Genomic DNA, 14,065 nt, shown 5'->3' with positions numbered 1-14,065 from the left:
GTCAGTCCTGCGCGTTGGTGCTCACGAATTGCTACATTCGCTGTGCTCCAATGCTCGTCCTTCCTAGACTTCAAGGGTTTTCAATCACGCTGAAAAGCTGACAAAGTCATAAAACGAAAACCGTTTTATGACTTTGTCAACAATCTGAAAGAACCTGCTCGGAGGCAGGTTCTTTTTACTTTGAATAAGTCATATCAGATGTCTGCTTGCTTTTCCGGTTTTTCGCATAATACACAGTATAGCAGACGGCCATAAACGGAATGCCGCAATACAGTGCGATTCTTTGATTCGGATCAAAGGCTATGCCGATGACGGAAGCCAGACATAAGAGGAACGCGGCAATCGGCACGAACGGATACCAAGGGGTCCGGTATTTTAAATCGGCGACCTTGTTTCCCGCTTCGATATAACGTTTTCTGAACATAAATTGAGAAGCGGCGATACCCATCCACACAACAACGACCGCAAAACCGGAAACCGACACGAGCACAACGTATACAGTGTCTGGCGCAAATACGCCGGACAGCAATGACAGAATGCCGCCGATCATGCTGAACATTAGCGCGTTAAACGGAGTTCCTTTTGACGTCAGCTTTGCAAATGCCGGGTGAAGCGTTTTTTCTTTTGATAAAGACCACAGCATCCGGGAAGAGGCGTAGAGTCCTGAATTAGCCGCTGACAGGATCGCTGTCAGAATGACAAAATTCATGATATCGGCTGCGTACGGCACACCGACTCTGTCAAAGACAGCGACAAACGGGCTTTTGATGACGCCAGCTTCTTGAATTGGAATCAGCCCTGAGAGGACAAAAATCGTTCCGATAAAGAAGAGTGAAAGGCGCCAGACCGTTGTTTTTATCGCTTTTGGTATCGTTTTGTCGGGATCAACACTTTCTCCGGCGGCAATCCCGATCAGCTCAGTTCCAGAAAAGGCAAAGTTGACGGCCAGCATTGTCATTAAAATTGGGACAAATCCATTCGGAAAGAGCCCGCCTTCCGCTGTGAAGTTGGACAGCATCGGAGCCGCTTCCCCGCCTTGAATCGGGATGATGCCGAACATGGCAGAGCCGCCTAAAAGAATAAACATAATAATGGCTAATACTTTGATGCTGGAAAACCAAAATTCTGATTCAGCGAAAAACTTGACTGAAAATGCATTCAGCAAGAAAATGAACAGCGCAAAGACGGCGCTCCACATCCAAACGGATGTATGGGGAAACCAGCGCTGCATTAACAGGCCCGCTGCTGTGAATTCTGACCCCAATGCCACAGTCCATGTCAGCCAGTACAGCCAAGCGACCGTAAATCCGGTGCCCGGCCCTATGTATGTGGCCGCATACGTGTGAAAGGCGCCTGTCACAGGCATCGCCACTGACAGCTCACCGAGGCACAGCATAACCAAATAGACGATTCCAGCGCCGACTAAGTAGGCGAGTATCGTTCCCGCCGGGCCTGCCTGCTGAATGGTATAGCCAGAGCTTAAAAACAGCCCGGTTCCGATGACACCCCCTAAGGAAAGCATAAAGAGGTGCCGGCTTTTCATACTTCTCTGAAAGTTTGTCTCATTCTTGTTGTGAACAGATTTCATCTTTTACCAACTTTCTATCGGCGATTTATTTCCTTCCTAATAAAAAATCTCATGTCAGCGAGTGACACGAGATTCCGGCGAACCGGCTTTAAGATAGAATATACAAACAATTCCGATAAGTCAAGTTGTTTTTAAAGATTGCGCCCAAGCCGCAATTTCTTTGATATCTTCTGGTGTTGTCCGGCAGCAGCCTCCTATCAGCTTCGCCCCTTTTTCATGCCACGTGCGGGCGCTTGTTCCGTAAGGTTCTGTGCATCCTGCGCCGTTCCACGTTTTTGTCTTGGGGTCGTATTGCTCGCCTGAATTCGGGTAGACAATGATCGGTTTTGATGTGTGCTTTTTTAACTCCTCTATTAAAGAAGGGATATGCTGAAGCGGCGTGCAGTTGATGCCGAGCGCCGCAATTTGGCGGTGCTCATCAAGCCATGACGCGCAGTCAGCGGCAGGTGTTCCGTCACTGATATGCTGGCTGTCTTTTGCGCTGAAGCTGATCCACGCATACGCTTCAGGAAATTCCTTCAGCAGCCGCGCAATCGCTTTTGCTTCGCTCAGACACGGGATCGTTTCACATGCCAAAACATCGGCTCCGGCTTCGATCAGCGCCTTCATGCGGGGGCGATGAAATTCAACAAGTTCATCCTCTGAGATTCCGTAGTGTCCGCGATACTCAGAACCGTCTGCAAGATAAGCGCCATAAGGGCCTACAGAAGCTGCAATGATCGGTTTCGGGCGATTCAGGCGGTTTTCTTCAAACGCCCAAAATTCATCACGTGCTGCTGCTGCGATGCTGACGGACATCTCGATGAGCCGGCGTGCTTCGGCTTCGCTCAGCCCGCGTGCGGCAAAGCCTTCAAACGTAGATTGATAGCTGGCGGTGATCGCACAGTCGGCGCCTGCCGCGAAATAATCAGTATGCACTTGTTTGATCAGCTCCGGCTCTTCCATCAGGATTTTTGCCGACCAGAGACTGTCGTTCAAATCACAGCCTTTGCGTTCAAGCTCAGTCGCCATGGCGCCGTCTAGCACAATAAGCGGGTATGTATCTAGTATGTGTTGGATAGGGTTCATAGAATGTACCGATGCCTTCTTTCAGATTTTTTGAAAAAGATATAAAAATCGTAATGGAGGCTTGCGTGTTTGTCAATAAACGAAAAGGGAAAGGTGTTCAGCTCATCTTTCTGAACATCCTTTTTTACGATATTTGTTTGTTGTGTGTGTCAGCCTGTGTGTCAGAAATCGGCCAGCATTCAATGCCATTGTGGTTGTTAAGCACATTTTTATAAAAGCCCGGGTCTTTGCCCGCTTTTTTCTGGCGTGTATAGTCGTGCAGCGCCACAAAAATGACCTTTGACAGTAAGAAAATTGCTGTTAAATTCACGACGGCCATCAAACCAGATTCCATACGAGCTGGACTTTGGCAACACAGCCACATACAATCATCCCCAGCACTTTTGTTTAAAAAACTGATATTGGTTTCGACATCATAATAGTTTCCGCTTAGTTACGAGCCTCTCGCCCCTGCGAGAGTCAATATGAAAAAATTCATTCACGTGTTCTTTTTGGAAGCGAAGCTTTTGTACGACACGGGGAAACAGAGCCCTTTGTAAACAAAAACAGTCGTCCTGGCTGTTTTTTTTGCTGTGAAGAAATACTGGGCTGACAGCGTTTTGCGGCTTTTTTATAAAAAATCAGAAAATAAAGATATTGACTTATTGTTCATTTGTCTTACAATTAAACAAAAGAGTATAGGGAAGGAGCGGATGAAAACCAAACTAACAATAAAAGCGCTTTCAGACAGGAGCTGTATACACAAATAACAGGAGGTTATGTGGATGAACCGTATCAGAAAAGCACCCACTGGCATTTTAGGTTTTCCGGTTGCGCCTTTTAACACACAAGGACAACTGGAGGAAGAAGCTCTTTTTCAAAACATTGAGTTTTTGCTGGAAGAAGGCTTGGAAGCTATTTTTATCGCTTGCGGATCAGGTGAATTTCAATCTCTCAGCCAGAAGGAATACGAGCAAATGGTCGAAGTTGCAGTCTCGGCAGCCGAAGGAAAGGTACCGGTTTACACGGGGGTTGGCGGTAACCTCAGCACGGCGCTGGAATGGGCGCGCCTGGCGGAGAAAAAAGGCGCCGACGGCTACTTGATCCTCCCGCCGTATTTGGTACATGGCGAACAGGAGGGGCTGTACCAGTATGCGAAAACGATTATTGAAAGCACTGACCTGAATGCGATTCTTTACCAGCGCGATAACGCCGTTCTTTCTGTTGAACAGATTAAGCGGCTGACCGAATGTGAACAGCTTGTCGGGGTGAAGGATGGGGTGGGGAATATGGATTTGAATATTAACCTCGTCTATACACTCGGCGACCGTTTAGGATGGCTCAACGGAATGCCGATGGCTGAAGTGACGATGCCGGCTTACCTGCCGATCGGGTTTCATTCTTATTCTTCAGCGATTTCAAATTATATCCCGCATATTTCCCGGATGTTCTATGACGCATTGAAAAACGGAAATGACGAGCTGGTGAAGGAGCTCTATCAGCATGTGATTCTGCCGATCAACGACATTCGCAAACAACGAAAAGGATACGCCGTATCTTTGATTAAAGCGGGCATGGAGATTATGGGGTTAAATGTGAGAAACACAGCCAGACCGCCTGTCGGCCCGGTTGAAAAAGAGCACTATCAGCAATTAGAAGCGATTTTGAAGCAGGCGGCTGACCGTTTTCCGAAAAAAGCCGCGACGGTTTGATGAACAGAAAAAAACATGAAAGGGGCAATGGGCATGTCTGTAATCACGGAACAAAACACGTATCTCAACTTTATTAACGGAGAGTGGGTGAAGTCTGAGTCAGGCGATATGGTCAAGGTCGAAAACCCCGCGAATGTGAATGATATTGTCGGTTATGTACAGAACTCAACGGCTGAAGATGTGGAACGGGCCGTCACCGCTGCCAATAAAGCCAAAAGGGCTTGGAGAAAGCTGACGGGGGCCGAGCGGGGCCAATACTTATACAAAACGGCGGATATCATGGAACAGCGTTTGGAGGAAATCGCCGCCTGCGCAACGCGTGAAATGGGAAAAACACTGCCGGAAGCGAAAGGAGAAACGGCTCGGGGTATTGCGATTCTGCGCTATTATGCCGGAGAGGGCATGCGCAAAACGGGTGACGTCATTCCGTCTACTGACAAAGACGCGCTCATGTTCACAACCCGTGTTCCGCTCGGTGTGGTCGGCGTGATTTCTCCGTGGAACTTCCCGGTCGCGATTCCGATTTGGAAAATGGCCCCGGCATTGGTATACGGCAATACCGTTGTCATCAAACCGGCGACAGAAACAGCCGTTACTTGCGCGAAAATGATTGCCTGCTTTGAAGAAGCGGGGCTGCCGGCAGGGGTCATCAATTTGATAACAGGACCGGGTTCTGTTGTCGGGCAGGGGCTTGCTGAGCATGACGGTGTTAACGCTATTACGTTTACCGGATCAAATCAGGTCGGAAAAATCATTGGGCAGGCCGCTTTAGCGAGAGGAGCCAAATACCAGCTTGAAATGGGCGGCAAAAACCCGGTCATCGTAGCTAATGACGCTGATCTGGAAGCTGCGGCTGAAGCTGTCGTTACGGGTGCCTTCCGTTCAACTGGCCAGAAGTGCACTGCGACAAGCCGCGTCATCGTGCAAAGCGGAATTTACGACCGTTTTAAAGAAAAACTGCTCCAGCACACAAAGGATATTACGATCGGAGACAGCTTACAAGAGGATGTCTGGATGGGACCGATCGCCAGCAAGAATCAGCTTGATAACTGCCTGTCGTACATTGAGAAAGGCAAACAGGAAGGGGCTTCCCTTTTGATCGGAGGAGAAAAGCTGGAGGACGGAAAGTATCAAAACGGCTATTATGTTCAGCCTGCCATTTTTGACAATGTGACATCTGAGATGACGATTGCCCAAGAGGAAATCTTCGGCCCAGTGATTGCCCTGATCAAGGTGGACACGATGGGGGAGGCACTGGACATTGCCAATGATGTGAAGTTCGGCTTAAGCGCATCCATTTTCACGAGAAATATCGGCCGAATGCTTTCATTCGTTGATGAAATTGACGCCGGGCTTGTCCGGGTCAACGCGGAAAGCGCGGGAGTAGAGCTTCAGGCGCCTTTTGGCGGCATGAAACAGTCGAGCTCCCACTCCCGCGAACAGGGTGAGGCAGCGAAGGACTTTTTCACGGCGATCAAAACCGTTTTTGTGAAGCCGTAATGATGCTGGAAAGAGGCTAACGTCTCTTTCCCAGCTTTCTCACAGCCAGCATATGATTCTCTACTTTGAAAAGGAGAAGATACTATGAAAAAAGACTATGCGAATGTTTCACCGGCGCGCAAAAAAACGTCTGTACGCTGGTTCATCGTTTTTATGCTGTTTCTTGTGACCTCAATCAACTACGCGGATCGGGCGACACTTTCTATCACGGGAGATTCCGTCCAGCATGATTTGGGGTTGGACTCGGTCGCCATGGGATATGTCTTTTCTGCTTTTGGCTGGGCCTATGTTATCGGGCAGCTTCCGGGCGGCTGGCTGCTTGACCGGTTTGGTTCAAAGACTGTCATAGCGTTAAGCATCTTTTTCTGGTCGTTTTTTACGCTGCTGCAAGGGGCGATTGGTTTTTTCTCCGCCGGCACAGCGATTATCCTGCTGTTTGCCCTTCGTTTTCTGGTCGGCTTTTCCGAAGCGCCATCATTTCCCGGAAACGGCAGAGTTGTTGCTTCATGGTTCCCAAGCTCCGAGCGCGGGACAGCTTCAGCCTTTTTTAATTCAGCTCAATACTTCGCAATCGTCATTTTTTCTCCTTTAATGGGCTGGCTCACCCACTCTTTCGGCTGGCATTCCGTCTTTGTTGTCATGGGTGCAACGGGCATTCTTCTGGCTATCTTCTGGATAAAAACGGTATATGAACCGAAAAAACATCCGAAGGTGAATGAAGCCGAGCTTGCGTATATCGAACAGGGCGGCGGGCTGATTTCGATGGATGACAGCAAAAGCAAGCAAGAAACAGAATCGAAATGGCCGTATATCAAACAGCTGTTAACGAACCGCATGCTGATTGGCGTATACATCGCGCAATATTGCATTACGACTCTCACTTATTTCTTTCTCACATGGTTTCCGGTATATTTGGTTCAGGCCCGCGGCATGTCTATTCTTGAAGCTGGGTTTGTCGCTTCTCTTCCGGCGCTGTGCGGATTTGCCGGCGGCGTGCTTGGAGGCATCGTGTCAGACATCTTACTCAAAAAAGGCCGTTCGCTGACCTTTGCAAGAAAAGCGCCGATCATTGTCGGCATGCTGCTGTCTTGCAGTATGATCATCTGTAACTATACAGATTCAGCGTGGCTCGTCGTCGTCATTATGTCACTTGCGTTTTTCGGAAAAGGCTTCGGCGCATTGGGGTGGGCTGTCGTGTCGGACACGTCTCCGAAAGAGTGTGCAGGATTAAGCGGCGGTTTGTTCAACACGTTTGGGAATATTGCCTCGATTACAACACCGATTATCATCGGCTACATCGTAAGTGCCACAGGATCTTTTAATGGCGCGCTCGTGTTTGTCGGCGCGAACGCGGTTGCGGCGATCCTTAGCTATTTGCTGCTGGTCGGGCCAATCAAACGTGTGGTGTTAAAGAAACAAGAACAGGGCCCCGATCAATCAGTGCCCATCTAATATTTATGAAAGCGCTTTATAATAGGAGGGAAATAGATGAGTTCATCACTGCAAGAGCAGGTTCAAAAAGAAAAGAGATCGAATATTCCTTCAATTTGTGAGATGAAGGTGATCCCTGTTGCGGGACATGATAGTATGCTGCTGAATTTGAGTGGCGCGCATAGCCCATTTTTCACCCGAAATATTGTGATCCTAACTGACACCAGCGGAAATCAAGGTGTCGGCGAGGTGCCCGGCGGAGAACAGATTCGCCGCACACTGGAGCTGGCGGAGCCGCTTGTTATCGGAAAATCCATTGGCGCATACCAGTCGATATTGCAAACGGTCAGAAAGCAGTTTGCCGACCAGGACAGAGGAGGACGCGGCATCCAGACGTTTGATTTGCGCACCACGGTACATGCCGTCACAGCGCTGGAAGCGGCTTTGTTAGATTTGCTTGGAACGTTTCTTCAGGAACCGGTCGCGGCTTTGCTGGGCGAAGGAAAACAGCGTGATGAAGTGAAAATGCTCGGCTACCTCTTTTACATCGGCGATCGAAAGCGGACGACCCTGCCATATCAAAGCGATGAGCAGTCAGATTGCGGGTGGTTCCGTCTCCGCCATGAGGAAGCGCTGACCCCAGAGGCCATTGTACGTCTTGCTGAATCCGCGCAGGAGCGCTACGGCTTTCAGGATTTTAAGCTGAAAGGCGGGGTGCTGCGGGGGGAGGAAGAAATCGAAGCTGTCACCGCATTGGCGAAACGTTTTCCAGAGTCAAGGATCACCCTTGATCCGAACGGGGCGTGGTCATTAGAGGAAGCGATTGCATTATGCAAAGGCAAGCATGATGTGCTCGCGTATGCGGAAGACCCGTGCGGGGATGAAAACGGCTATTCCGCCCGAGAAGTAATGGCTGAATTCCGCCGCGCGACAGGCCTTCCAACTGCGACCAATATGATTGCAACCGACTGGCGGGAAATGGGTCACGCGATCCAGCTTCACGCCGTGGATATTCCTTTGGCTGATCCCCATTTCTGGACAATGCAGGGTTCGGTGCGGGTTGCGCAAATGTGCCATGATTGGGGGTTGACATGGGGCTCCCACTCCAACAACCACTTTGATATCTCCCTTGCGATGTTTACCCATGTGGCAGCAGCGGCTCCGGGACGCATCACGGCGATTGATACCCATTGGATCTGGCAGGACGGGCAGCGGTTGACGAAACAGCCTTTTGAGATTGCCGATGGCTGTGTGAAGGTGCCGAATAAGCCCGGTCTTGGTGTTGACATTGATATGGAACAAGTGGAAAAAGCGCATGAACTCTATCGAAAAATGAATTTAGGCGCCCGGAATGATGCGATCCCTATGCAGTATCTGATCAGCAGCTGGGAGTTCGATCGGAAACGCCCGTGTCTTGTGCGATAAGTTTGATTGACAATATTGTCATACCGGCTATTTTGTCTTACAATTGAACAACTGAAAGGAGAGTTGTTCGTGTACGAAGGTTTAGAAGATCTGAAAGTCGATACAGTCAATCGGAAAACATTAGCCAAGCAGGTCATTGAACGGATTGTTCATTTATTATCAAGCGGACAGTTAAAGGCTGGAGACAAATTGCCGACAGAAATGGAACTGATGGACATTTTGCATGTCAGCAGGCCGGTGCTTCGGGAGGCGCTAAGTTCACTTGAAACGCTGGGCGTCATTACGAGAAAAACCCGCGGCGGCACGTATTTCAATGACAAAATTGGCATGCAGCCATTTTCCGTCATGCTTGCCTTGGCCACTGATAATCTTCCGGCTATCATTGAAGCGCGGATGGCGCTAGAACTCGGGCTCGTGACGATTGCCGCGGAAAAAATCAATGAGGATGAGCTTCAGCGTATGCGGAAGACGATCGACGACATCGCCAACAGCACTGACAATCTTTATGGTGAAGCAGATAAAGAATTCCATCGAATTATTGCATTAAGTGCCAATAACCCCGTTGTTGAAGGGATGATTCAGTCCCTCTTGATCACCCACGCGAAAATTGACAGCCAGATTCCTTACAGGGAGAGAGATATAACCGTCGATTATCACAAAAAAATCTACGATGCACTTGCTGAAAGAGACCCTTACAAAGCGCATTACCACATGTATGAGCATCTGAAATTTGTCCGTGACAAAATTTTGAAAGGCATGGATGAGAAATAATTGTAGAGACAGCCGCAGTTGAACCGAAATAGCTGCGGTTTTTTTGAACCGGTTTAGAAAACGCTTACTATGATATGAGGAGTGATTTCAGATGGCGATGAACCTCAGACAGAACCAAGCGCCCCTTTACATCAAAGTGAATGAAACAGATAACACGGCGATTATTGTCAATGATGGAGGACTGCCAAAGGGCACTGTTTTTTCATGCGGGCTCGTACTTGAAGAAGATGTCCCTCAAGGCCATAAGGTGGCCTTAACCGGCCTGAATCAAGGAGATGAGATCGTGCGTTACGGGGAAGTGATCGGATTTGCCGATGAGACGATCAAACGCGGGAGCTGGATAAGGGAAGCCCTCGTAAGAATGCCCGCTCCCCCGGCTTTAGATGACCTTCCTCTCGCAAACAGAGTGCCGAAGCCGCTGCCGCCACTTGAAGGCTACACGTTTGAAGGGTATCGAAATGCAGACGGCAGTACCGGGACGAAAAATATTCTCGGTATCACCACAAGTGTTCAATGTGTGGTTGGCGTTTTGGATTATGCGGTTAAGCGGATCAAAGAAGAGCTGCTGCCAAACTATCCAAACGTCGATGATGTTGTGCCGCTGCATCATCAATACGGATGCGGCGTGGCGATCAATGCGCCCGATGCTGTCATTCCGATTCGCACAATTCAAAATCTGGCGAAGCATCCGAACTTCGGCGGCGAAGTGATGGTCATCGGATTAGGATGTGAAAAGCTTCTCCCGGCAAGAATCGCTTCTGAGAATCCTGATGACATCCTCTCACTCCAAGATCACCAAGGTTTTGCGGCAATGATTCAATCCATTTTGGATATGGCGGAGGAACGGCTAATCAGGATGAACAGCAGAACCCGTGTGACCTGTCCTGCTTCTGATCTAGTCATTGGCCTGCAATGCGGCGGCAGTGACGCGTTTTCAGGCGTGACAGCGAACCCTGCCGTAGGGTATGCGGCTGATTTATTGGTTCGAGCAGGTGCGACGGTTTTATTTTCTGAGGTGACAGAGGTGCGGGATGCCATTCATTTGTTAACGCCGCGGGCGGTCAGCGAAGAGGTCGGACAATCGCTGATCAAAGAGATGAAGTGGTATGACAGCTATCTCCGGCGGGGAGACGCAGATCGAAGTGCAAACCCTTCACCAGGCAATAAAAAAGGCGGGTTATCCAATGTGGTGGAAAAAGCGTTAGGCTCAGTAGCCAAATCGGGCTCAAGCTCCATCTCCGGCGTGCTCGGACCAGGTGAAAAGGCGGAGCAAAAAGGCCTGCTGTTCGCGGCGACACCGGCAAGCGATTTCGTGTGCGGTACCCTCCAGCTGGCGGCAGGCATGAATCTGCAGGTTTTTACGACAGGAAGAGGAACACCGTACGGCCTGGCCGCTGCTCCGGTGCTGAAAGTATCGACGCGGCATTCATTATCAGAGCATTGGGCGGATTTAATCGATATCAATGCCGGACGAATCGCGACAGGAGAGGCCAGTATTGAAGACGTAGGATGGGAAATTTTCAGAACGATTCTGGATGTGGCAAGCGGCCGCAAACAAACGTGGGCGGACCGTTGGGGCCTTCATAATGATTTGTGCTTGTTTAATCCTGCTCCAGTGACTTAATTCATTTTTATGAGAGTGGAATATTGTATAAAATGGTGACTGGTATAAAAATAGCGAAGGGGTCCATGATGGGCCAAAAACGAAATCGGAGCACAGCTAGCCGCCGGCATAACAGTGGGAGAGCCTGCCTTGACATCTCGATGACAGGCTTCACTTATTCAAGGCATTGGATGCGAGCAAGTCTTCATTTTCATAACAGGTATGGGATATAGAAAAAAAGAAAATTTAATAATTTTTGCAAAACACACACGATTTTCCATTACAATATGTGTAACCACGTGTGTGTTTTTTGATTTTGCAAAGGTTAGGTGAGAAGATGCAGCGCATATTGCTTGTGGAGGACGACCATTCCATCAGTGAAATGGTGGATCATTATTTAACAAAAGAAGGCTTTGAGATGGTGCATGCTTTCGATGGAGAAGAAGGCATCCGGCTGTTTCAGCAGGATTCATACGATTTGATTCTGCTTGATATCATGCTGCCGAAGCTAAACGGCATGGATTTTCTGAAAATCATTCGGGAAAAAAGTAACATTCCGGTGTTGATGATTTCTGCAAAAGACGGAGAGGTGGACAAGGCATTGGGACTGGGGTTTGGTGCGGATGATTATATCGCCAAACCGTTTTCGATGATTGAGCTGACAGCCAGAATAAAGGCTGCGATACGGCGGGCGACGCAATATTCGACGGAGGAACCGGCCCAGAATAAGATGATTCGGATTCACCAGCTTGCGATCGATACAGACAATGTCTCAGTCTTGAAAAATGGGCGGCCGCTTCAGCTGACGTCAACAGAATGGCAGCTGCTGTGCTTATTTGCGGCAAATCCTAAAAAAGTGTTTACGAAAGAACAAATCTACCGTTCTATCTGGAATGAAGAGTACTTTGGCGATCAAAACATCATTAACGTACATATGCGGCGGCTTAGAGAAAAGATTGAAGATGACCCCTCTTCACCTCAATATATTAAAACGTTATGGGGCATTGGTTATAAATTAGGAGAGTTTTAGCATGACAGTGTTATGGATAGCCGCTGTCATCGCTCTGGCGTGTTTGAATGTGATTCAATTTATGATGAAAAAGAGACGGGATGGGAATCTGGCATACACGGCAGAACAGCTTGGCGCCATGCTCAATCGGGATTCGACAGGGCAAATTTTGCTTCATACAGATGATCAGGCGCTCAAAGACCTGCTTGTCAACATCAACCTGTTTGTTGAGAATCGTCAGCAGATCAGCGCCCGGTTTGCCAAAACAGAGCAATCTATGAAGCGGATGCTGACCAATATGTCACACGACCTGAAAACACCGTTAACAGTCATCCTCGGCTATATCGAAACCATTCAAAGTGACCCGGACATGCCTACCGAAGAGCGGGAAAGATTGCAGGGGAAGCTCCGACAGAAAACAAATGAACTCATTCAGATGATCAACTCTTTTTTTGATTTAGCAAAATTAGAATCTGAAGATCAAGACATCCCAATCACCAAAATCCATATGAACGACATATGCAAACGAAATATCCTGCACTATTATGACGCCGTTCAGTCAAAAGGCTTTCAAGCTGCCATCGACATTCCGGATACGCCAGTGTATGCCCACGCGAATGAAGAGGCATTAGACAGAATCCTGCAAAACTTATTATCCAATGCGATTCAATATGGCGCGGCCGGCAAGTTTATCGGCATGGAGCTGTTCTATGACGAAACGAGCGTTGCCATCACTGTATGGGATCGCGGAAAAGGAATCAGTGAGACCGGCCAGCAGCGTGTGTTTGAGAGGCTGTACACCCTTGAAGAATCCAGAAATAAAGCATTTCAAGGAAGCGGTCTCGGATTAACCATCACGAAACGGCTCACAGAAAAAATGGGAGGGTCAATATCCGTTCAAAGCAAGCCTTACGAACGGACCGCATTTACGATTACATTGAAACGCATGACCTATTAACAAACGTAAGAATTTCTTAAGATATGAGAAATAAAAATGACAGGGCTCACCGCTACAATAGAAAACAGAAAAAGAGAAGGAAGGAGAAACCAAGTTGACTTATATCGTACAAACAAACGGACTGACCAAAACGTACCAGGGCAAAGAAGTTGTATCCAATGTCAGCATGCATATAAAAAAAGGCGAAATCTATGGCTTTCTCGGCCCGAACGGCGCGGGGAAAACAACCATTATGAAAATGCTGACGAACCTTGTCAAACCGACAAGCGGTGAGATTAGCATCCTAGGGAACAAGCTCACCCGCACATCATACGAGGTGCTGGGCAACATTGGCAGCATGATCGAATATCCGATATTTTATGAAAACCTGACAGCCGCAGAAAATTTAGACCTGCATTGTGAATACATGGGATATCACAATAAAAAAGCCATTCAAGAAGTGCTGGATATGGTGAATCTAAAACAAATCGACAAGAAGCCAGTTAAAACATTTTCGCTTGGTATGAAGCAGCGCCTTGGGATTGCGCGTGCCATTCTCACGAAGCCGGATTTGCTCATTTTGGATGAGCCGGTGAATGGTCTTGATCCTCTCGGTATCAAAAAGATCAGGCAGCTGTTTCAAGTGCTGAGCAAAGAGTACGGTATGACGCTGCTGATCTCAAGCCACTTGCTGAGTGAAATCGAGCAAATTGCGGACACGATCGGCGTCATTCGGGACGGCAGGCTGCTTGAAGAGGTGTCAATGGAAGATGTCAGAGGCCAGAACACAGAATACCTCGAGCTTGTCACGCCGAATCAGACAAGGGCCTGCTTTGTGCTGGAGAAAGAGCTCCGTATAACCAACTTTAAAATGTTAAACGAGAAAACGATTCGGATTTACGAGACTGAAGTCTCTCAGTCTTCCATTTCTAAAGCGCTGATTTTACATGATGTAGACATTGAATCAATGAACAAAAAGTATACATCGCTGGAGGATTATTTTATTAACTTGATCAACGGCAATAGCATCAATGCGTAAAGG

Annotated in this window: 11 protein-coding genes and 2 pseudogenes; 10 read left to right on the top strand and 3 right to left on the bottom strand. The window is 48.3% G+C overall.

The genetic code is table 11. The annotated features are described in order from the left end of the window. Positions 1-175 precede the first annotated feature (175 nt). The 3 genes and pseudogenes from mmuP to SC79_RS21405 form a co-directional block, all read right to left on the bottom strand. The gene (gene mmuP / locus SC79_RS16420; protein ID WP_039075971.1) at positions 176-1,588 is read right to left on the bottom strand and encodes an S-methylmethionine permease; all 1,413 of its coding nucleotides are present in this window, start codon (positions 1,586-1,588) and stop codon (positions 176-178) included. A gap of 120 nt (positions 1,589-1,708) precedes the next feature. Next, complete coding sequence (gene mmuM, locus SC79_RS16415) at positions 1,709-2,656, bottom strand: homocysteine S-methyltransferase (RefSeq protein WP_039075970.1); 948 nt, start codon at positions 2,654-2,656, stop codon at positions 1,709-1,711. 124 nt (positions 2,657-2,780) lie between these two features. Further along, positions 2,781-3,089, bottom strand: a pseudogene (locus SC79_RS21405) (alanine:cation symporter family protein); the annotation flags it as partial. A 4-nt stretch (positions 3,090-3,093) separates the two neighbouring features. On the opposite strand from SC79_RS21405, the pseudogene SC79_RS21400 reads away from it, so the two are divergent. The 10 genes and pseudogenes from SC79_RS21400 to SC79_RS16365 all read left to right on the top strand — a co-directional run. Then, a pseudogene (locus SC79_RS21400) lies at positions 3,094-3,195 on the top strand (hypothetical protein); the annotation flags it as partial. Between the two features lie 225 nt (positions 3,196-3,420). Beyond that, the gene (gene kdgD, locus SC79_RS16405; RefSeq protein ID WP_039075968.1) at positions 3,421-4,347 is read left to right on the top strand and encodes a 5-dehydro-4-deoxyglucarate dehydratase; all 927 of its coding nucleotides are present in this window, start codon (positions 3,421-3,423) and stop codon (positions 4,345-4,347) included. 33 nt (positions 4,348-4,380) lie between these two features. After that, the gene (gucD, locus tag SC79_RS16400) at positions 4,381-5,847 is read left to right on the top strand and encodes an alpha-ketoglutaric semialdehyde dehydrogenase GucD (protein ID WP_039075967.1); all 1,467 of its coding nucleotides are present in this window, start codon (positions 4,381-4,383) and stop codon (positions 5,845-5,847) included. A gap of 84 nt (positions 5,848-5,931) precedes the next feature. Further along, positions 5,932-7,299 carry a glucarate transporter GudP gene (gene gudP, locus SC79_RS16395; protein WP_039075966.1) on the top strand — a complete coding sequence of 456 codons (1,368 nt, stop codon included), beginning with the start codon at positions 5,932-5,934 and terminating at the stop codon, positions 7,297-7,299. Between the two features lie 36 nt (positions 7,300-7,335). Further along, on the top strand, positions 7,336-8,703 hold the full coding sequence (gene gudD / locus SC79_RS16390) for a glucarate dehydratase (RefSeq protein WP_039075965.1): 1,368 nt from the start codon (positions 7,336-7,338) through the stop codon (positions 8,701-8,703). A 69-nt stretch (positions 8,704-8,772) separates the two neighbouring features. Further along, positions 8,773-9,474 carry a FadR/GntR family transcriptional regulator gene (locus tag SC79_RS16385; RefSeq protein ID WP_039075964.1) on the top strand — a complete coding sequence of 234 codons (702 nt, stop codon included), beginning with the start codon at positions 8,773-8,775 and terminating at the stop codon, positions 9,472-9,474. Positions 9,475-9,565: 91 nt separating this feature from the next. Further along, positions 9,566-11,098: a galactarate dehydratase gene (garD, locus tag SC79_RS16380; protein WP_039075963.1), complete on the top strand. Its 1,533-nt coding sequence runs from the start codon at positions 9,566-9,568 to the stop codon at positions 11,096-11,098. A gap of 328 nt (positions 11,099-11,426) precedes the next feature. After that, the gene (locus SC79_RS16375) at positions 11,427-12,107 is read left to right on the top strand and encodes a response regulator transcription factor (RefSeq protein WP_082022801.1); all 681 of its coding nucleotides are present in this window, start codon (positions 11,427-11,429) and stop codon (positions 12,105-12,107) included. Position 12,108: 1 nt separating this feature from the next. Continuing rightward, positions 12,109-13,044 carry a HAMP domain-containing histidine kinase gene (locus tag SC79_RS16370; protein WP_039075961.1) on the top strand — a complete coding sequence of 312 codons (936 nt, stop codon included), beginning with the start codon at positions 12,109-12,111 and terminating at the stop codon, positions 13,042-13,044. A gap of 94 nt (positions 13,045-13,138) precedes the next feature. Beyond that, positions 13,139-14,062, top strand: a complete 924-nt coding sequence (locus tag SC79_RS16365; protein WP_039075960.1) for an ABC transporter ATP-binding protein — start codon at positions 13,139-13,141, stop codon at positions 14,060-14,062. Positions 14,063-14,065: the final 3 nt, after the last annotated feature.

The sequence above is a fragment of the Bacillus sp. MSP13 genome, from assembly GCF_000815295.1.
Lineage (GTDB): Bacteria > Bacillota > Bacilli > Bacillales > Bacillaceae > Bacillus > Bacillus vallismortis.
Note: the sequence above shows the minus strand (reverse complement) of the source record. Positions and strands in the feature narration are given on the sequence as shown.